Raw genomic sequence first — 17,840 nt, 5'->3', positions numbered from 1 at the left:
GCTGCGATGGACCTTGGCACGTCCAGATGCTATCCCGCCTCCCGTATTTCCGCGTTTTCTGAACGCGAAACGGAGCCACTTCGCTCGAAAACGCCATGACGCCATGACCGATCTCTCACTGACCATCCTTCCCGAAGCCGCCGGCGACGCCCAGGCGATCGAACGGCTGCTCGAACGCACGTTCGGCCCTGGCCGCTTCGCGCTCAGCGCCTATCGCATCCGCGAACATGTCGACCATCTGCACGAGCTGTCCTTCACGGCCCGCATCGGCACGCTGCTGGTCGGCTCCGTCAGGCAGTTGCCGGTGCTGGTCGGCGAGACGCCGGCGCTGCTGCTGGGGCCGCTCACGGTCGAGCCGCCATTCCGCGGCCGCGGGGTCGGCCGGCTTCTGATGGAGCGGGCGCTGAAGGACGCCAGGGAAAAGGGCCACGCCATCGTGCTGCTGGTGGGCGACGAGCCCTATTACAGCCGCGTCGGCTTCAAACAGGTGCCGAAAGGTCGTGTCACCATGCCCGGCCCGGTCGACGCCGCCCGCATCCTGGTGTTCGAGCTCGTCGAAGGTGCGTTCGAGGGCGTGTCGGGGCCCGTAGGCCCCGACTGGAGCAAGGCGCGGGGGTAGGATAGGGCGGGCGCCGCGGATGTCGACTGTTGGGTTGGAAGCAGAGAGCCGCTGCTTGATTAGACACTACGGCGTGAAGTTTTTCGGGCCTGCCCGAGATCACGGATAATGGCCGGCCATTGCAGAAGAGAGGGCATGATCCGGGACGCTTAGCCCTCCCGGCCGTCCGCTAAACGTATTCCCTGACAGGATCGCGCGCGGCTATGTCCAAAAGGCTTTGGCTACTGTGAAGTAGTTTACATTCCTGTGTTCTTGACCCGGGCTAAGATGGCGACGGCTTCTTACTGTCAAGGAGGCATCCGATGCTTGCGGCAATCAAATGGAATTCCCGGTATAGCGCTCGCGAATGGGTCGTCCAACTCAACGCACTGAATGCAAAACGACGGAAGGGTGAAAGCAAACGAAGGCGGCCACTTTGGAGGCACTTCGACGACACCCATCATTGGGACTCAATCTCGGAGGAATGGGTCCCTAACCACGATCGATGATCGTGCAACGCATTATGCGTCCAAGGCCGGTTCCGAGATATCAAGATCCATCTCACGGAGGGCCCCGCATCGGTCATCCCAATCCTGGCACCTTCGTCGTCGTGGGTTGATGTGCGTTGGCGCCGCTGAAGGGGACGTGCTGGAACGACGTCGAGGTCGATGCGAATGACCCCGTCGGACCAGCCGGCTCACCAACACAGTCAACTGCTGTTGGATAATTGGCTCGCTTACCCAGCCACGTGTTTTCCGAACGGCGCGCGTAAGAGGCAGTGTGCGGCAGCCCACAAAGCATTTTCGGTTTTTCAAATGCACCAAGATTCATAGCAAACATGAGTGGGATATTGCCATGTCTTCCATCAATCCAACTCTTCAAGTGTGGCATCTCATACAATCGCATCGCGTGACGGCAGTGATCTACGTCGCGGCAAAGCTTGGGATACCGGAGCTGCTGCGCGATGGACCTCTATCAGCCGATGAACTCGCAAAATCGACTGGTGCGGACAAACAGGCGCTGAGCCGCCTCCTCGTCGCGCTCTCGACCATAGGTATTTGCGCTGCCGCGGGCGAGGATCGATACTCATTGACTGACCTGGGCGCCGTTCTAGACGGTACAGCCGAAAAGTCCTTCAAGGCTTGGGCAATCTTCGAAGGCCAGATGCTGTATAGCCGATGGAATGGCCTGCTGGATTCAATCATGACAGGTAAAACTGCCGCGCAGCTTCAGGGTGTCGGCGACAGTTTTGAACTGATGGCGCGCAACCCAGAGACTGTCAGTATCTTTAATGCGGCTATGGTAGACGTGACACGTTTCGTAACACCGGATGTTCTACGTGCATACGATTTTGGTGGGATTACTCACCTGATGGACGTGGGGGGCGGTTCTGGCGAACTCATCGGTGCCGTTGCCAAGCAGTATCCACACATCCGGGGAACTGTTTTCGATCTTCCTCGGTGCGCTGAATCGGCAACCAGCCATTTGGATCGCATGGGCGTCAGTGGCCGCACCAAGTTCTTGCCTGGTGATTTCTTCCAAACGGTTCCGATCGGCGCAGATGCCATCATCATGAAAAGTATCATTCACGATTGGAACGATGAGCGCAGCCTAAAAATTCTCGCAAATTGCCGCCGAGCGCTACCCGAGAACGGAAAATTGTTATTGGTCGAACGAATATTGCCGGAGCTTCCAAACGTCAGCGATGAACACAGGGAGCAGGCGATGAGCGACTTGAATATGCTCCGCGGCCCGGGAGGCCTTGAGCGAACGGAGAAACAATATAGCCGCTTGCTTGATGACGCCGGATTCCAGCAACTGGCAGTCCTTCCAGCAGGCCGGTTCGGCGTGATCGAGGCGCGGGTCCGTTGAGGAACGATACTCCAAGTCGCAAACTCCGCATCGACGATGTCAATTCGTGGCTCGATGCGGCTGTTCGGCACTAAAGAGACCAAGGTCAGGTGTGCGAGGAACGGCCGACCTAATCGGGGCCCGTGGGCCCCGACCGGCGCATGGTCAGAACTTGAAGTTCGCGAACGCTCGCACGCCGATGCCGGGCATCAGCACCTCGTCCTTGCTGTAGGACACCGAGTTGCGGATGTTCTCGTTGAGAAGATTGTTGCCGACGAGGCCGGCTATCATCTCGCGTGCACCGAACCAGTTGCGGTCGAGCTTGGTCTTGTAGCTCACCTCGGCCTTCAAAAGGTTGTAGCCCGCCGTCGGCGTCTCCGCGATCACTGCGACATTGTTCTGCGCGAAGGCGTGCAGCAGGTTGACGCGCATCAGCCAATTGTCGTCGCGCCAGAACACGCCGCCGCCCATCCGCAATGGCGGAATCCGCGGCACGTTGGTGCCGTCGGTGAAGGTGGCGCGGACCACGTCGAGCTGGTTCTCGATGCCCCAGATGCCGCCGTGGAAGGCGCCGATATCGAGCTGCGACTGAAATTCGCCGCCGCGGAAGTTGGCATTCCGCTGCGAATAAACCGCCTGGTTCAGCTCTGCATCGGGCGCGCCGCATGAGGCAAAATCACCGTCGCACATTACGCCGGTGAGGCGGCGAAAGATGAAGTTGTCGAAGTGCGTGTAATAGGCGGTCGCCTCGAACCGGAACGGTCCGGTCGCCTTGCGCAAGCCGATTTCGACGGACTTCGCGGTCTCGATGGTGAGGTTCGGATTGCCGATGTCGAAGGTCGCGGTCGCATCATGGCCACCGCGCGAGAACAGCTCGGCCGGCTTCGGCGCACGCTCGACATATTGCGCGGTGATGCTGCCGACCGTTCCGCCCGGCAGGTCCTGCAACAGGCCGATGCTGCCGCTCTTCGGCGTGAACGACGGATTGCGGACGATACTTGTTTGTGGCGTCCCGTCGGGCAGGAAGTCTGCCGGGAAGTCCGGCGTCGACCCGTGCAGTTCGACATGTTCGATCCGGCCCGCGATCTGCGCCCTGGTCTGTTCGCTGAATTTGAACTCGTTGAAGACGTAACCCGCGACGCGGTAGTTTCGGTTCGGGTCCCACAACCCGTTGAACAGCGCGCCCGGATCATCCGGGCTTGGTGCCGTGAGTTCCTGGTGGCCCGCCTGGAAGCCGAACGCAGTTGTCACCTCGGCAAAACGGGCGTTGAACGGCATCAGCTGCACCTCGGTGCGGATCTCCTGCTCCTTGTTGGTGAAGGTCTGCCGCACGCCGTCGGTGGTGGGATCGGCGGTATCGGCCAGCCCGATCTCGTTGTGCCGGTAGTCGGTCGCGCCAGCCCAGAAGCGGATGGCGTCGATCGCAGCGGCGTCGGGGTGGTACTCACCCTTGATGTTGATCTTGGTCTGGTGGCCGTCGATGCGCGTGTTGTGGTCGGCGCCGTCGATGCCGGGGATGTGGTAGAGCGCGTCGTTCTGCGTGATCGCCGCGCCGATATAGCCGCCCTGGAAGAAGTAGGAGCCGCCGATCGAGGCGCCGTCCGAGCGCGTCGCCGAATTGGGCTGGCGGCCGTTTGTGACAGGGCGTGTCTGGTCGGCCAGATAAGGGTAGCTCGGGATGCTGTAATCCGTGGTGTTGCGGCCGTAGACGTCGGCGTGGAACGCGAAATTGCCGCCGCCGGTATCGAGCAGCACGCCGCTCTCGATGCCGCGATCGACCGAGCTGAACGCGCTGCGCGTTTCGGCGGTGACGCAGGGCGACGTCCCGGCACCCGCGAGCGGCGCCTTGACCGGCAGGCCATAGCTCTGGAACGGCGCGCCGCAGTTCGGCAGTGCATCGGGAATCCGGTTGTTGGTCGCGCTGACGACGCCGCCGATCGAGGTCGAGCCGTAGCGCAAGGCGGCCGGGCCGCGCACCACTTCCACCTGATTGGTCGCAAGCGTATCGATCGGGACGAAATGATCCTCGCCGAGATCGGAGGCGCCGTTTGAATTGGTGCCGTTCTCGACGATGCCGACGCGGTTGACGTCGAGCCCGCGGATGATCGGCCGGCTGGAGGCGCCGGGTGCGAAGCTCGAGCCGGTGATGCCGGGTTTCGAGAACAGGAGATCGCCGAGCTGGCCGCCGCCCTCGCGGCGGATCTCTTCATTCGGCACCACCGTGACGGTGGCGAACTGGTTGGTCACGATCGGCAGCACGCCCTGCTGAGGTGCGGCGGCCGGCGGAGGTGCCGGCGCGGCTTCCGCGGTGCGTTCGCGGCTGCGCGCCGGTGCGGCGCGGGTCACGCGGCTTGTGCTGTGTGACGGTACGACCGGCCTGCGCACGATGGGGCTGGGGGCCGTCACGGTGACGGCGGGAAGCTCGGCAGCAGGCTTGTCCTGGGCCAGCGCCGGAGTGGCGGCGGCGCCGAGCAGGAGCAGGCTTGCTCCACCAAGGCGCTGCGCGCGTCGCAATTCAAATGACATGATCCAGATTCCAGTCAGGCGTCGTCCGAATATTGCTTGCTGATCGGAGGCGGCCTGCCGTCGCGGTGCGACGGAATTCGACTTCAACGTCTCCTGAACCGTTGCCGGCACGCGGCGAGCCCAGGCGTGATCAAGCGTTGGAGATCAGGACGCGGGAGGGGCGCGCGGCTGGAACGCCGTGCCGGCCGATTTCAGATGGACGAATTCGGCGTCGGTGGTGCGGTAGAGCAACTCGACGGCCTGCGGCAGTAGCAGCAAAGGCGGCGTCGCGAACACGACGGTGCCCGCCATCGCGACCATGGCGCAGATCGCACAATTGTCGTCGCCCGGTTGCTCGCGGTTGGGGCCTGACGGCGATTGCTTCTCGACCGCGGCGCGGTCGATCGCAGCTATTCCCTTGGTGCTGTCGGTCTGCTGGGACCGGGCGAGAGGCGCCGCCTGGGCGAACCAATGGCTATGGCCGAACGTCAGCGCGAACTGCACCAGCAGCGCAAAAAGCGCGAGCCGGGCGCCTTGCCTGACGTTCGAGCGGAACCATTTCATCCAAACGCACCCGACATCGCGAGGCGCCAATCCCCGGCCGTTGCGACGTTACAATGTAACATCGCAGGATTGATCAGCGAATGTCAATCGCAGCCGAGCCCACCTGCGCGGACCGGCCGCCCTTGTGTCGTTCGTGCAACTGAGTATTCAGCGCCCTTCGCGGACCCAGGTCGCGGCGAAGGCGCCGAGCAGCAGCAACAGGCCGATCAGGCCGGCGAAGATCGGCAGCACGCCGACGCCCTTCACCACGCTGGCGTCGCGCATCCTGACCCCCATCCAGCCGTCGCCATGGAAGGCGCTGGTTGAGCGCACCGGCACCACGCGAGGGAGCTCGACGCTGGCGCCGTCGACCACGCGCACGGCGTTGCCGCCGGTTGCCTGCGTCAGCGGCCTCAAGGCCTCGGTGGTGGAGGTGACTTCCGAGAACTCCTTCGGATTGGTCGGGCCGACATTGATCAGCGCCTTCAGCGTGCCATCGGTTGCCTGCCACAATCCGAGCTCGTTCGCAGGCAGGCTGGCGCGCCACTCGCCGGGGGCGCCGGCGCTGAGCGTGAGGTCGCGCGAGACGCCGGACGGCGATGTCACGCTCACCGGCTGGACGCTGTCCGACATGGTCTGGCGCACCACCACCAGTTCCTTGCCCTGCACCTGGAGGCGCAGCGCTTCCTCGTCCAGATCGGGCTGCTTCATCAGCCAGTGCGACATCCGCCGCAGCAGATCGAGATGCGGCCCGCCGCCTTCGTAGCCGCGCGCCCACAGCCAGATGTGGTCGGAGAGCAGCAGCGCGACACGGCCTTCGCCGAAGCGCGACAGGAACAGCAGCGGCTTGCCGTCCACGCCCGTCATCACCGGCGGGTTGACCGAGTTGCGGGTATCGACGGTGCGGAAGAAGCGGCTCCAGCGCGGCGGCTCGCTGGCGGAGCCCTCCAGCCCGCGCGTCACGGGATGGCGTTTGCCGACGTCGGACAGATGCGCATAGAACGGCTTCTCGGTGACGCCGACCGGCTCGGCCGGCAGCACCGAATCCAGCGGTGTGCGCCAGATGCTGGTGTTGGAGGCGTAGTCGGGCCCGGCCGAGACCAGCACCGCGCCGCCGCCGCGCACATAGCGCGCGATGTTGTCGAAATAGGCGATCGGCAGCACGCCCTGGCGGGCGTAGCGATCGAAGATGATCAGCTGGAATTCGTTGATCTTCTGCTGGAACAGCTCGCGGGTCGGAAACGCGATCAGCGACAATTCGTTGATCGGCGTGCCGTCCTGCTTCTCCGGCGGACGCAGAATGGTGAAGTGCACGAGATCGACGCTGGCGTCGGACTTCAAGAGGTTGCGCCAGGTGCGCTCGCCGGAATGCGGCTCGCCCGAGACCAGCAGCACGCGCAGCTTGTCGCGCACGCCGTCGATGGCGACGACGGCGCGGTTGTTCACCGGCGTCAGCTCGCGCTCGAGCGGCGAGGCCTCGATCTCGACGATGTTCGGCCCGGCGTGCTTGATGTCGACGTCGACGCTCGCGCTCTGGCCGCTCGAGAGCGTGCGCTCGTTGATGACCTCGCCGTCGCGGCGGACAGTGACCTTGGCGCGCTCGCCAGAGACGCCCTGGTCGTCGAGGCGATAGGTGATGGTCTGGTTCTGGCCGACGATGCCGAAGCGCGGCGCCGCCGTGATCGCGATGCGGCGGTCGCGCTCGTCCTTCTGTCCGGTGATCAGCGCGTGCACAGGCGCCTGGAAGCCGAGCCCGGCGGCGTTTGCCGGAATATCGTGGACGCGGCCGTCGGTGATCAGGAAGGCGCCGGCGACGCGGTCGACCGGCACGTCCGCCAATGCGGAGGCGAGGGCACCGAACAATCTTGTGCCGTCGGTTTCGCCATCGGCCTGTCCGGCATCGACGACGCGGACCTCGAGTCCCTTGATCTTCTTCAGGCTGTCGACCAGCGCCTCCTGCGCCTGCGCGGCCTCGCGGGTGCGGTTGCCGAAATTCTGGCTCGGGCTTTTGTCGACGACGACGGCGGCGATCGAGGTGAGGGGATCGCGGTCTTCACGCGTGAAGGAGGGATTGGCGAGCGCCAGCAGGAACAGCGCCAGCGCGGCCACGCGCACGGCTGCGCCGCGCGCACGCGCAAGCGTCAGCACGAGCGCGATGACGACGATCGCGGCGAGCGCGATCCACAGGACCAGCGCGGGAACAAGCGGTGTGAATGCGATGCCGTAATTCATGTCGATCCTATTGTCCCAGCCGCTCGATCAGGGCCGGTGCGTGCACCTGGTCGGCCTTGTAGTTGCCGGTCAGCGTGTACATCACGATGTTGACGCCGGCGCGGAAGGCGAATTCGCGCTGGCGCGGCTCGCCCGGACTGAGCGGCAGCATCGGCTGGCCGTCGGGGCGGATCGCCCAGGCACCGGCAAGATCGTTCGAGGTGATGATGATCGGCGAGACGCCGTCGCCGCCGCGCGCCGGATGCTGCGCGCTGTCGTCGTCGTCCTCGCGCGGCAAGGTTTCGACCCAGATCTGGCCGGAATTGAAGCGGCCGGGGAAGTCGCGCAGCAGATAGAAGGTCTTGGTCAGCACGTGCTCGCGCGGCACCGGCTCGAGCTCGGGCACATCGAGCGAGGACAGGATCTCGCGCAGCGTCCGCATCCCCGGCGTCTGCGAGGCGCCATTGTCGCCGGGCGGCGCTTCAACCGCGTCGCGGGTGTCGAAGACCACGGTGCCGCCCTGCTTCATGTAGGCGTCGATCCTGTTGATGGCGTCCTGCGGCGGCTTCGGCGCGCCCGGCACGATCGGCCAGTAGATCAGCGGGAAGTAGGCGAGCTCGTCGCGCGCGGGATCGATGCCGACGGGATCGCCGGCCTCGAGCGCGGTGCGCTGCGCCAGGAACAGCGTCAGTCCGGACAAGCCGGCCTTGACAATGGAATCGACGTCGGCATTGCCGGTGACGACATAGGCGAGGCGGGTCTGCGACACAGACTTCATCGCGAACTCGTCCGCGGCACTGTCCGCGCGCGCCGGTGTCGGCGACAACGACAACAGGCCGGCAAGCACCAGCCCGACGATGATCATCGCCGGTGCGGCGCGGCGGCGCAGCAGCGCGGCGAGGCCGCCGCCCAGCACCGCAACGATGATGGCGTCGATCAGGAACAGCGCGAGCGCCGTCGACAGCAGCCAGCCGCGCAAATCGCGCGGCTCGGCGTTGGTGTAGGTGGCGTGCCGGGCGCGCAGGCTCGCGGTGTTGAGCGCTGCGATGCGGTCGGCGGCGGCGAGTGTGTTCACGGCGAGCGGTCCTTCTGCCGGACCATAGAAGCCCGGCGGATGATCGGGCGTGGCGCGGTCGCGATAATCCGCGGGCAGCGGCTTTGCGGTGGCAGGCGGCGGGCCGAAGGCGCCGAAGCCGTCGAGAATGTGCAGCGGTGCCACCGTCTCGGTGCTCGCCTCGCCGGCAACGCCGGCGCCGGGCTTGGCGGTGTAGCCAGACATGTCGACGATCCGCCGCAGCATTTCGACGAAGGTGCCGGACATCGGCAGATCCGACCAGCGCATATCGGCGCTGACGTGGAACAGGCTGACCAGGCCCTTGGCGCGATGCGCGCCGGTCACCAGCGGCGTGCCGTCTTCCAGCGACGCCCAGCTCTTAGTGGCGAGCACGGCGTCGGGCTCGGCCAGAACCTGCCGGCTCACGGTGACGTCCTTCGGCACGGCCACGCCGGCAAACGGCCCATCGGCGGCGAAGGTCGCAAGATGCTGCGGCTTCTCCCAGGTCAGGCTGCCGCCGAGCGTGCGGCCGCCCTTGCGCAGCTTGACCGGGACGAGATCGTCTTCGGCCTGCGCCAGCCTTGGACCTGCGAACCGCACCAGCACGCCGCCCTGGTCGATCCAGGCGTTGAGGCGCTCGCGCAGCTCGGGCGCGACGGTGCCGACGTCGGCGAGGATGATCATCGGCAGCTTCTGGTCGAGGAACTGCGTGATGCCCTGCTGCGGCGAGCCCTTGTCCGCCAGCCGTACGTCGGCGAACGGCGCCAGCGCGCGGGTGAGATAGAAGGTCGGCGCCAGCAGCGGCTGCGCGGTCTCGCTGGTCGCACCGGAGACGATGCCGATGGCGCGCCGCCGCCAGCGCTTGTCGAGCAGCTGCACCGCGCCGGCCGAGCGCTCGCCGGAGATCTCGAGCCGCGTGATGTCGTTGCGCAGCTCGACCGGCAAATCGAACGCCGCTTCGGTTTCCTTGTCCTGCGGGCCGAAGCTGTAACGCGCCTCGCCGATCGGCGAGGCCTTCTGGTCGAGGGCCCGCACGGTGCCGGCGGTGATGCCGCTGTCGGTGCGCAGCACCTTCACCGTCATTTTTGCCGCCGCATTCTCTGCCGCGGCGAGCGCCAGCGGGGAGGAGGTGCCACCTTCGAACACCGTCAGGCTGCGATCTCCGATGGTCTTGCCGAGGCCCTGCACGAAGTCTTCGCCGCGGCCGGTGTCGACGCCATCGGACAGCCAGACGATCTCGCAGTCGCCGGTGGCTTTCAGGAACCGATCGATCGCGGCGAGGGTTTCGACTCGCTCGATCGAATACGGTTTTGGCGCCAGCTGCCGCAGCGCCACACGCGCGGCGCCGGCCGGCATCAGCGTGATGTCGCGGTTCGGCTCCGACAGCGGCACCAGCGCGATGGCGCGGCGGTCGTTGTCGGCATTGGCGATCAGCTCGTCGGCGGCCCTGATCCGGATGTCCCAGTTCGAAGCGGCGCTCCAGCCGTCATCGAACATGATCATCAGCGGCGCCTTGCTGTCGGCTGTGCCGACTTGCGGATTCCAGATCGGGCCGGCGGCGGCGAAAATGACGAGGGCCGCAGCCAAGAGCCGCAGCGCGGTCAGCCACCACGGCGTCCGCGACGGCGTCTCTTCCCGCTGGGCGATGTCGAACAGCAGCCGTGTCGGCGGAAACTCGATGCGGCGCGGACGCGGCGGCATCACGCGCAGCAGCCACCACAGCACGGGCAGGCTAACGAGGCCAATCAGGAGCAGCGGTTCGGTGAAAGCGAGCGGCAGTCCCATCATGCGGCTGGCCCCGCCTTGATCGTCGTGGTGCGGGCGCCCGACTTGCTCACCTGCATGCCGGCATGCAGGAACAGCAGCAGTTCGGCCGCCGAGCGGTCGGTCGCATGTGTCGCGAACAGCCAGTCGAGCTTGTTGGTCTCGGCGCGGATCTGGTCACGGTGCAGCGCGAGCCGCGCGGCGTAATCCTGCGCCCAGCTCTCGGCGCGTCCGGCGGTGATCACGCCGAACCCTTCGGGCTCGACGAACTCGACGCGCCCGGAATAAGGAAATGATTCCTCGGCGGGATCGACGACCTGTACCAGGGTGCCATGGGCGCCGGAGCCGGACAGGCCGGCAAGGGTCGCCCTGATCTCTTCGATCGGCGACCAGAAATCCGACAGCACGATCGTCTCGGCCAGCGCCGAGGGGACGAACGACGGCGGCAGGCTCGGCCGCTCGGCATCGTCATGCAGCATCGCCTGCGCCATCTTGTCGATGACGCTGCGGCTTGCCGTCGGGGCCATCAGGCCGGGGATTCCGACGCGCTCGCCGCCGGCGACGAGCAGTTCGGCCAGCGCGAAGGCAACGATCAACGTGCGTTCGAGCTTGGACTCGCGCGCCTGTTTCGAGGCGAACGCCATCGAAGGCGAACGGTCGGGCCAGATCCAGACCGTGTGCGAGGCTTCCCATTCAAGCTCGCGGACATAGAGATGATCGTCGCGCGCCGAGCGGCGCCAGTCGACGTTCTGCGACGGCTCGCCGGAGACGAAGCGGCGGTATTGCCAGAAATTTTCGCCGGAGCCGGCGCGGCGCCGGCCGTGCAGGCCGTGGATGACATTGGCGGCGATACGGCGGGCCTCGAGCACCAGGCGCGGCAGCGAAGCGGCGAGCGTGCGGCTTTCGCCATCGGCACGTCGGATCGCGATGATCTCCTTCGCCGTGTGCCCGTTCTCCGCTGCCATCAACCGATCCGTGTCTTCAACTGCCGGATCACCTCCGGAATGGTGCGGCCTTCGGCACGCGCCTGGAACGTCAGCGCCATGCGGTGCTTCAGCACGGGCTCGGCGAGGTCGAGCACGTCATCGACCGAAGGCGCGAGCCGTCCGTCGATCAGCGCACGTGCGCGCACCGCGAGCATGAGAGATTGGCTGGCACGCGGACCAGGTCCCCAGGCGATGAACTTGCCGGTCTCGCCGCTGTCTGGACCCGGACGGGCCGCGCGCACCAGCGACAGGATGGCCTCCACCACGGAATCGCCGACCGGCAGGCGGCGGATCAGCCGCTGCGCGGTGATCAGCGCGTCCGCGGTCATCGAACCCCGCGCCAGCGTCTCGTCGGCGCCGGTGGTCTCGAACAGGATGCGGCGCTCGGCGTCGCGATCGGGATAGTCGACGTCGATCTCCATCAGGAAGCGGTCGAGCTGCGCTTCGGGCAGCGGATAGGTGCCTTCCTGCTCCAGCGGATTCTGCGTCGCGAGCACGTGGAACGGCTTCGGCAGGTCGTGACGCGCGCCGGCAACGGTGATGTGCTGCTCCTGCATGGCCTGGAGCAGCGCCGATTGCGTACGCGGGCTGGCGCGGTTGATCTCGTCGGCCATCAGCAGCTGCGCGAACACGGGGCCGGCGATAAAGCGGAACGAGCGCTTGCCCGCGGTGCTCTCGTCAAGCACTTCGGCGCCGAGAATATCCGACGGCATCAGGTCGGGCGTGAACTGGATGCGCTTGGCGTCCAGGCCCAGCGTGACGCCGAGCGTTTCGACCAGCTTGGTCTTGGCGAGGCCGGGCACGCCGATCAGCAGCGCGTGGCCGCCGGAGAGGATGGTGACCAGCGTGTTCTCGATCACGCGATCCTGGCCGAAGATGACGGAAGCGATCGCTTCCTTCGCAGCGCGAATTTGACTGGACACCTGCTCGGCCGAACGAACGATACCGTCCTCGAGTTTCTCGACACTCTCCGCCATCCGTCAGCTCCTTGAAGTCCGCCACGCGGGGTTCGCTCGCGTCGTCAAACCATCTCATCACGCGAGATCATGGCCCTATGCTAGACTTGCAGGAAAGCCATGTATTCGTTGAATTAACCTATCCCCACCTTATCGGCTTAAGGATATGTAGGGCATCACGAAGTGGCGACCTCCACACCGCATTGATCCGGGGATGGAACCGCGCACCGATGTACAACGTAGACTTACAAATCAGACCTGCACCAATCGTGCCAAATGACCAAATGACAAAGTCAGGGCAAACCATGGCGAACCAAGGGCAGAGTGCCGATCGTGGTCTCGAAGGGCTGACTGCCGCCGCAAAAACTGCTGCCAATACCGAAGGCGCCAAAAAGGGCCTGCCGCCGGTGCATCTGTGGAATCCGCCGTTTTGCGGCGATCTCGACATGCGAATCGCCAAGGATGGTACATGGTTCTACCTGGGCACGCCAATCGGGCGGCCGGCGCTGGTCCGCCTGTTCTCGACGATCCTGAAGCGCGAAGGCGGCAAGCATTTTCTCGTTACGCCGGTGGAGAAGGTCGGCATCCGCGTCGAGGACGCGCCGTTCATGGCGGTCGAGATGCAGAAGGATGGCGAGGACAATCATCGCGTGCTCCGCTTCCGCACCAATGTCGACGACTGGGTCACCTGCGATGCCGCGCACCGGCTGCGTTTCGAGCAGGCGGCGGACGGCGGGCTGACGCCCTATCTGCACGTGCGCGCCGATCTCTGGGCCAAGGTCACGCGCGCGCTCTATTACGATCTGGTTGACATGGGCGAGGAGCGGATGGTCGATGGCCAGCCGATGTTCGGCGTCGAGTCGGCTGGCGAATTCTTCGCCATGGCCGACGCGGCGCAGGTGAGGGCCGTGCTTTGAACAAGCCTATTCTGAAGAACGATCCCGCCACGCTCGGCGCGGCCGATTTCTTCGCTCGCTCTAGGGCGCGATTGCGCTTCGACGTTCCGCTCGGGCTCTACGATCCCAACATCATTCCGGCCTCGGGCGATCCCGGCACCGACAAGATGCTCGAGATCATTGCACGCGAGCAGCCGGTGCGGCCGGCGGCGGTCCTGATCGGGGTGGTCGACCACCCCGAGCCGACCATTCTCCTGACGCAGCGTTCGGCGCATCTGAACGACCACGCCGGCCAGATCGCCTTTCCCGGCGGCAAGATCGACGCCACCGATACTTCCCCGCTCGATGCGGCGCTGCGCGAGGCCGAGGAGGAGGTCGGGCTGTCGCGCGATTTCGTCGAGCCGATCGGCTATCTCGATCTCTACGGCACCGCCTTCGGCTTTCGCATCCTGCCGACGGTTGCCAGGGTGCGGCCGGGTTTTGAGCTGACGATCAACCATTCCGAGGTTGATGATGCGTTCGAGGTGCCGCTATCCTTTCTGATGAACCCGGCGAACCACCAGGTGCACAGCAAGGAATTCCGCGGCATGGAGCGGTCCTACTACGCGATGCCGTTTGCGGAACGCTACATCTGGGGCGCGACGGCCGGCATGCTGCGTGTGCTGTATGAGCGGATCTATTCGTCATGATCCGGCCGGTGCTGACCGAGATCGGAATTTTCCTCATTCCCTTCGTCGTCTATGCGTTGTTTCTGGCCGCCACCCGTTCCGGACTGTTCGTCCAATCGTCCTGGCCGATCACCATCGTCGCGCGCCTTGCCCTGGCGGCGCTCGTGCTGGTGATCGCAGGGCTGATCGGGCTGGCGCATTTCTCGGGCGCCGCGCCGGATTCGACCTATATTCCCGCCCATATCGAGAACGGTAAGCTCGTGCCGGGCAGAGAAAAATAAGGGCCAACCGATGAGCGCGGAGCCGTTACTTGCCGATGCGCCCTGGCTGATCGCCGGCGGGACGGCGCGCGTCCTGCAGCTGCTCAACGCCAACGGCGAGGAGGCGCGCGTGGTCGGCGGCGCCGTCCGCAACGCACTTCTGGGTTTGGCGCACGGCGACATCGACATCGCGACCACGGCGCTGCCGGAGGAAGTGATGCGGCGCGCCAGGGCGGCCAGCATCAAGAGCGTGCCGACCGGCGTCGACCACGGCACCGTCACGCTCGTCATCGACAGCCAGCCCTATGAAGTCACGACGCTGCGCGAGGACACCGAGACGTTCGGCCGCAAGGCCAAGGTCGCCTTCGGCCGCGACTGGGTGAGGGACGCGGAGCGGCGCGACTTCACCATGAACGGGCTCTCGGTCGATGCGAACGGCGTCGTTTACGACTATGTCGGGGGGATCGCGGATGCCGCCGCGCGCCGCGTGCGCTTCATCGGCGATCCCGACCAGCGCATCGCCGAGGACTATTTGCGCATCCTGCGCTTCTTCCGCATCCACGCCGCCTTCGGCGCCGGCGAGCCCGATCGCGACGGCTATCTCGCCTGCATTCGCGGACGCGCGGGTCTTGCGAACCTGTCGGCCGAGCGCGCGCGCATGGAAATTCTGAAACTGCTGGTCGCCGGCGGCGCGTCCGCAGCCGCGCTAGCAATGGCCGAGGGCGGACTGTTGCAAGCGCTGATCGGCGGCGTCGCCTATACCGGGCCGCTATCGGCGATGATCGCGATCGAACGCGCGCTCGGTCTGCCGGCGAGCGTCACCCGGCGCCTGGCCGCGCTGACGGTGGCCGTGACCGAGGATGCAAAACGCGTCGCCGCGCGCTTGAGGCTCTCCAACGCCGAAGCCAAGGCGCTGGATTCGATGGGGCATCGCTGGTGGCGCTTTGCCACCAAGGACGAGGCCAATGCGCGGCGGCTGCTCTATCGGCTGGGTCCGGAGCGCTATCACGATCGCGTGTTGCTGGCCTGGGCGAGGAACGGCGGCGACGTCACGTCCTCGCGCTGGCGCGAGCTCGCCGAGCTGCCGCAGCGCTGGACCGCGCCGAAATTTCCGCTGAAGGCGGCCGATTTCATCGCGCGCGGTATGGCGGAAGGACCTGCGCTCGGCCATGTATTGACGCTCGCCGAGGACGCTTGGCTTGCGGCCGATTTTCCCCTAGAGGAGGCGGCGCTCGCTTCCATCGCAGATCAAGCTGCGGCACGCGTCAGCCGCGATCAGAAAAATTGAACATCGTCTCAGGCTTCGCCGACATCTCGCTCCTTCAGCTTCTGCTGGTCGCGTTGATGGCGTTGTTTGCGTCCGTTATCGGTGGTCTGGCCGGCTACGGCACCGGCGCCTTGATGCCGCTGGTGCTGGTGCCGCTCGTCGGCGCCGAGCCGGTGGTGCCGATCATCGCGATCTCCGCGATCTTCACCAATTCGAGCCGTGCGGCCGCCTATCTCCGCTATGCCGATCGCCGCCGCGCCCTGATCGTGCTTGCCTGCGCGGCGCTGACGACGGCGCTTGGCGCTTACGGCTATACGCGCCTCACCAATGCCGGTGCAGTGCTCGTGATCGGCACCATGCTGATCCTCAGTGTGCCGCTGCGCCGCGTGCTCCGCCGCCGCCAGGTCAAGATCGGCGACACCGGCCTTGCGGCCGGCTCGGTCGGTTACGGCGTGCTCGTCGGCGGCACGTCGGGCTCCGGCGTGATCCTGCTGTCGCTGCTGATGGCCGCCGGCCTCGAAGGCGCCGCCGTGATCGCCACCGATGCGATGATCTCGCTCGGCACCGGCCTCATCAAGATTTCGGTGTTTGGCTTGGCGGGCGCCGTGACCGCGCAGGTGCTCGCCTTTGCGCTTCTGATCGGAGCAATCGCGATCCCCGGCGCGTTCTTGGCAAAAGCTTTCGTCGAGCGGATGCCGGTGCACATCCATACCGCGATCCTCGACGTCGCGGTGATTACCGGCGGGCTCGTGATGATCTCGGCGGCGGCGAGGCAGCTGATCGCGTAGATGACCCCGGCCCACGAGGCATCGGCGCCTGGACCGCGGACCGAATCTCGTCCAGGGCATGTAGTTTAACGTCGCCTTCCGCTGCTAGATCGGACGCCGAGCTGCACTTGCCTGGACCTACGCCTTCGCCCCTAAGTGGCCGTCAAGCTTGGCGTGGTAATCAATCGGCGAGCCGCGGGTGTCATGTGGCATGGGCGGCGCAACCCTTAACGCGCTTCTGCCTTTCGCGCCGAGACCAGGAGCATCATCGGCCGCTCCAGCTCTTCGGCCAGTTCGGGCAACAGCTCGATCTGCTCGCGAGTCGGGGCGAATTCCTCGACCCGCCGTAACTCAAGGCCCGCATCGATCAGCGCGTTGAGCGTCGTGCCGAGTGTCCGGTGATGCTTCAGCACGCCCTTGACGAACGAGTCCGTGCGGCGTTCGCCCTCTTCCGAATAGCGATTGACCGGCCAGGTCTTGCGGCCGCTTTCATCGGTAATCCAATGCGGATGCGCCGCAGCCATGAAGATCGGATGCTCGATCGTGAAGATCAGATCACCGCCGAGAACCAGCGCCTTGTGGATCATGCGCGTAAGGCGCCCGATATCCGCGACATAGTGAAAGGTCAGGGCGCTATAAACGAGTTCGAAAGCCCCCTTGGGCAGTTCCAATGTCTCGAGATCGGCGGTCCGATATTCAATGGCCGGATCCGAGGTATCGGCCTTGGCGCGGGCGATCATGTTCTGCGATAGATCGATGCCAAGCACCGAGACCGCGCCCTGCGCGCGCATCCAGCGGGAGGCCCAGCCGAAGCGGCAGCCCAGATCGGCCACGCGCTTGCCGGTCAGCGCGGGGAGCATGGCTTGGATCGTCGGCCATTCGGGGGCGCCGTCCAGCCCATGTACCTGTCGGGGCAACTGCCTGTAGCCAGCGAAGAAATCGGGATCGTCGTAGATGTTCTGTGCCACGTTTATCATCCATGATGAACGGAGGACGAGGCACGTTTCTAATCCAAAAACCCCATCCGCCAGGGGCGAGGCCAAGGTCGGCGATCCGCGTGTTCAGTTTGCGTCGGAATTTCGGTGGCAAGAAATTCGGTGACAGTGTTGGACTGCGAGAGGAACGAACCGTCCGTTTCCGACGGCGTTCAAATTGAAGGCGATCAAGCGCGCCGAAGGGGGCGAAGGCGTTTTGCCGGTGGCCCGCAAGCTTGGGATATTGTGCAAACTTCTGCACGACTGGAGTCAAGGCGTGGAAGGCCATGGGCCTGAGGGGTTGAACCGCAAGCTCGGGCCGAAGCCCGGTCCTCGCAAGCTCAAGCCGCTACAGGCGGATGAGACGAAGCTGAGCACTCCACCCCGATCTGACCACGATTACGGTGACAGTGCACTAAACCCCGGGCTCAAGTTAAATGCACTGGACTGCACCCCTGGAATGAGACACGATAATTTCTGTGACAGTGCGGTTGCCATGATGCGTTATCGTGCCTTGTTTTGCGCGAACGCGGTTTCGAA

14 protein-coding genes and 1 pseudogene are annotated in these 17,840 nt (G+C 65.3%); 8 read left to right on the top strand and 7 right to left on the bottom strand.

Translation table 11 applies throughout. The features are described 5' to 3' along the window. Window positions 1-103 precede the first annotated feature (103 nt). Together IVA82_RS20115 and IVA82_RS20110 are read left to right on the top strand one after the other, a co-directional pair. Complete coding sequence (locus tag IVA82_RS20115; protein ID WP_247390088.1) at window positions 104-619, top strand: N-acetyltransferase; 516 nt, start codon at window positions 104-106, stop codon at window positions 617-619. A gap of 834 nt (window positions 620-1,453) precedes the next feature. Then, window positions 1,454-2,470, top strand: a complete 1,017-nt coding sequence (locus IVA82_RS20110) for an acetylserotonin O-methyltransferase (RefSeq protein ID WP_247390087.1) — start codon at window positions 1,454-1,456, stop codon at window positions 2,468-2,470. Window positions 2,471-2,614: 144 nt separating this feature from the next. On the opposite strand, the gene IVA82_RS20105 is transcribed toward IVA82_RS20110, so the two are convergent. From IVA82_RS20105 to IVA82_RS20080, 6 genes are all read right to left on the bottom strand, one after another. Continuing rightward, window positions 2,615-4,975 carry a TonB-dependent receptor gene (locus IVA82_RS20105; RefSeq protein WP_247390086.1) on the bottom strand — a complete coding sequence of 787 codons (2,361 nt, stop codon included), beginning with the start codon at window positions 4,973-4,975 and terminating at the stop codon, window positions 2,615-2,617. A gap of 144 nt (window positions 4,976-5,119) precedes the next feature. Further along, window positions 5,120-5,518, bottom strand: a complete 399-nt coding sequence (locus tag IVA82_RS20100) for a DUF2946 domain-containing protein (protein WP_247390085.1) — start codon at window positions 5,516-5,518, stop codon at window positions 5,120-5,122. A gap of 147 nt (window positions 5,519-5,665) precedes the next feature. Beyond that, window positions 5,666-7,729: a hypothetical protein gene (locus IVA82_RS20095; RefSeq protein ID WP_247390084.1), complete on the bottom strand. Its 2,064-nt coding sequence runs from the start codon at window positions 7,727-7,729 to the stop codon at window positions 5,666-5,668. A 7-nt stretch (window positions 7,730-7,736) separates the two neighbouring features. Continuing rightward, complete coding sequence (locus IVA82_RS20090) at window positions 7,737-10,550, bottom strand: DUF4159 domain-containing protein (RefSeq protein WP_247390083.1); 2,814 nt, start codon at window positions 10,548-10,550, stop codon at window positions 7,737-7,739. Then, window positions 10,547-11,491 (bottom strand): DUF58 domain-containing protein, encoded by a 945-nt coding sequence (locus tag IVA82_RS20085; RefSeq protein WP_247390082.1) that lies wholly within the window; start codon window positions 11,489-11,491, stop codon window positions 10,547-10,549. The genes IVA82_RS20090 and IVA82_RS20085 overlap by 4 nt, the downstream gene beginning before the upstream one ends. Continuing rightward, window positions 11,491-12,489, bottom strand: a complete 999-nt coding sequence (locus IVA82_RS20080; RefSeq protein ID WP_148745028.1) for a MoxR family ATPase — start codon at window positions 12,487-12,489, stop codon at window positions 11,491-11,493. The genes IVA82_RS20085 and IVA82_RS20080 overlap by 1 nt, the downstream gene beginning before the upstream one ends. Before the next feature lie 284 nt (window positions 12,490-12,773). On the opposite strand from IVA82_RS20080, the gene IVA82_RS20075 reads away from it, so the two are divergent. Genes IVA82_RS20075 through IVA82_RS20055 form a run of 5 tightly spaced genes read left to right on the top strand, consistent with a single transcriptional unit; the run spans window position 12,774 to window position 16,347 of the window. Further along, entirely contained in the window at window positions 12,774-13,385 is a 612-nt protein-coding gene (locus IVA82_RS20075; protein ID WP_247390081.1) for a DUF1285 domain-containing protein, read from the top strand. Next, window positions 13,382-14,053 carry a CoA pyrophosphatase gene (locus IVA82_RS20070; protein WP_247390080.1) on the top strand — a complete coding sequence of 224 codons (672 nt, stop codon included), beginning with the start codon at window positions 13,382-13,384 and terminating at the stop codon, window positions 14,051-14,053. Before IVA82_RS20075 ends, IVA82_RS20070 begins: the two co-directional genes overlap by 4 nt. Then, on the top strand, window positions 14,050-14,313 hold the full coding sequence (locus IVA82_RS20065) for a DUF6111 family protein (RefSeq protein WP_247390079.1): 264 nt from the start codon (window positions 14,050-14,052) through the stop codon (window positions 14,311-14,313). Before IVA82_RS20070 ends, IVA82_RS20065 begins: the two co-directional genes overlap by 4 nt. Window positions 14,314-14,323: 10 nt before the next feature. Beyond that, window positions 14,324-15,580 (top strand): CCA tRNA nucleotidyltransferase, encoded by a 1,257-nt coding sequence (locus IVA82_RS20060; RefSeq protein ID WP_247390078.1) that lies wholly within the window; start codon window positions 14,324-14,326, stop codon window positions 15,578-15,580. Then, a complete protein-coding gene (locus tag IVA82_RS20055) occupies window positions 15,577-16,347 on the top strand; it encodes a TSUP family transporter (RefSeq protein ID WP_247390077.1) in 771 nt (256 codons plus the stop codon). Before IVA82_RS20060 ends, IVA82_RS20055 begins: the two co-directional genes overlap by 4 nt. Window positions 16,348-16,553: 206 nt before the next feature. On the opposite strand, the gene IVA82_RS20050 is transcribed toward IVA82_RS20055, so the two are convergent. Next, the gene (locus tag IVA82_RS20050; RefSeq protein ID WP_247390076.1) at window positions 16,554-17,294 is read right to left on the bottom strand and encodes a class I SAM-dependent methyltransferase; all 741 of its coding nucleotides are present in this window, start codon (window positions 17,292-17,294) and stop codon (window positions 16,554-16,556) included. A gap of 184 nt (window positions 17,295-17,478) precedes the next feature. Between IVA82_RS20050 and IVA82_RS20045 the strand changes: the two are divergent. Then, a pseudogene (locus IVA82_RS20045) lies at window positions 17,479-17,840 on the top strand (hypothetical protein); the annotation flags it as partial.

The sequence above is a fragment of the Bradyrhizobium sp. 142 genome (assembly GCF_023074015.1).
Classification (GTDB): Bacteria; Pseudomonadota; Alphaproteobacteria; order Rhizobiales; family Xanthobacteraceae; genus Bradyrhizobium.
The sequence above is the reverse complement of the archived record's forward strand: the minus strand, read 5'-3'. Positions and strand labels throughout refer to the sequence as shown.

Coding starts and splice junctions, on each gene's coding strand:
- IVA82_RS20115 (WP_247390088.1), top strand. CDS start 104: ATGACCGATCTCTCACTGACCATCCTTCCCGAAGCCGCCGGCGACGCC.
- IVA82_RS20110 (WP_247390087.1), top strand. CDS start 1,454: ATGTCTTCCATCAATCCAACTCTTCAAGTGTGGCATCTCATACAATCG.
- IVA82_RS20105 (WP_247390086.1), bottom strand. CDS start 4,975: ATGTCATTTGAATTGCGACGCGCGCAGCGCCTTGGTGGAGCAAGCCTG.
- IVA82_RS20100 (WP_247390085.1), bottom strand. CDS start 5,518: ATGAAATGGTTCCGCTCGAACGTCAGGCAAGGCGCCCGGCTCGCGCTT.
- IVA82_RS20095 (WP_247390084.1), bottom strand. CDS start 7,729: ATGAATTACGGCATCGCATTCACACCGCTTGTTCCCGCGCTGGTCCTG.
- IVA82_RS20090 (WP_247390083.1), bottom strand. CDS start 10,550: ATGATGGGACTGCCGCTCGCTTTCACCGAACCGCTGCTCCTGATTGGC.
- IVA82_RS20085 (WP_247390082.1), bottom strand. CDS start 11,491: ATGGCAGCGGAGAACGGGCACACGGCGAAGGAGATCATCGCGATCCGA.
- IVA82_RS20080 (WP_148745028.1), bottom strand. CDS start 12,489: ATGGCGGAGAGTGTCGAGAAACTCGAGGACGGTATCGTTCGTTCGGCC.
- IVA82_RS20075 (WP_247390081.1), top strand. CDS start 12,774: ATGGCGAACCAAGGGCAGAGTGCCGATCGTGGTCTCGAAGGGCTGACT.
- IVA82_RS20065 (WP_247390079.1), top strand. CDS start 14,050: ATGATCCGGCCGGTGCTGACCGAGATCGGAATTTTCCTCATTCCCTTC.
- IVA82_RS20060 (WP_247390078.1), top strand. CDS start 14,324: ATGAGCGCGGAGCCGTTACTTGCCGATGCGCCCTGGCTGATCGCCGGC.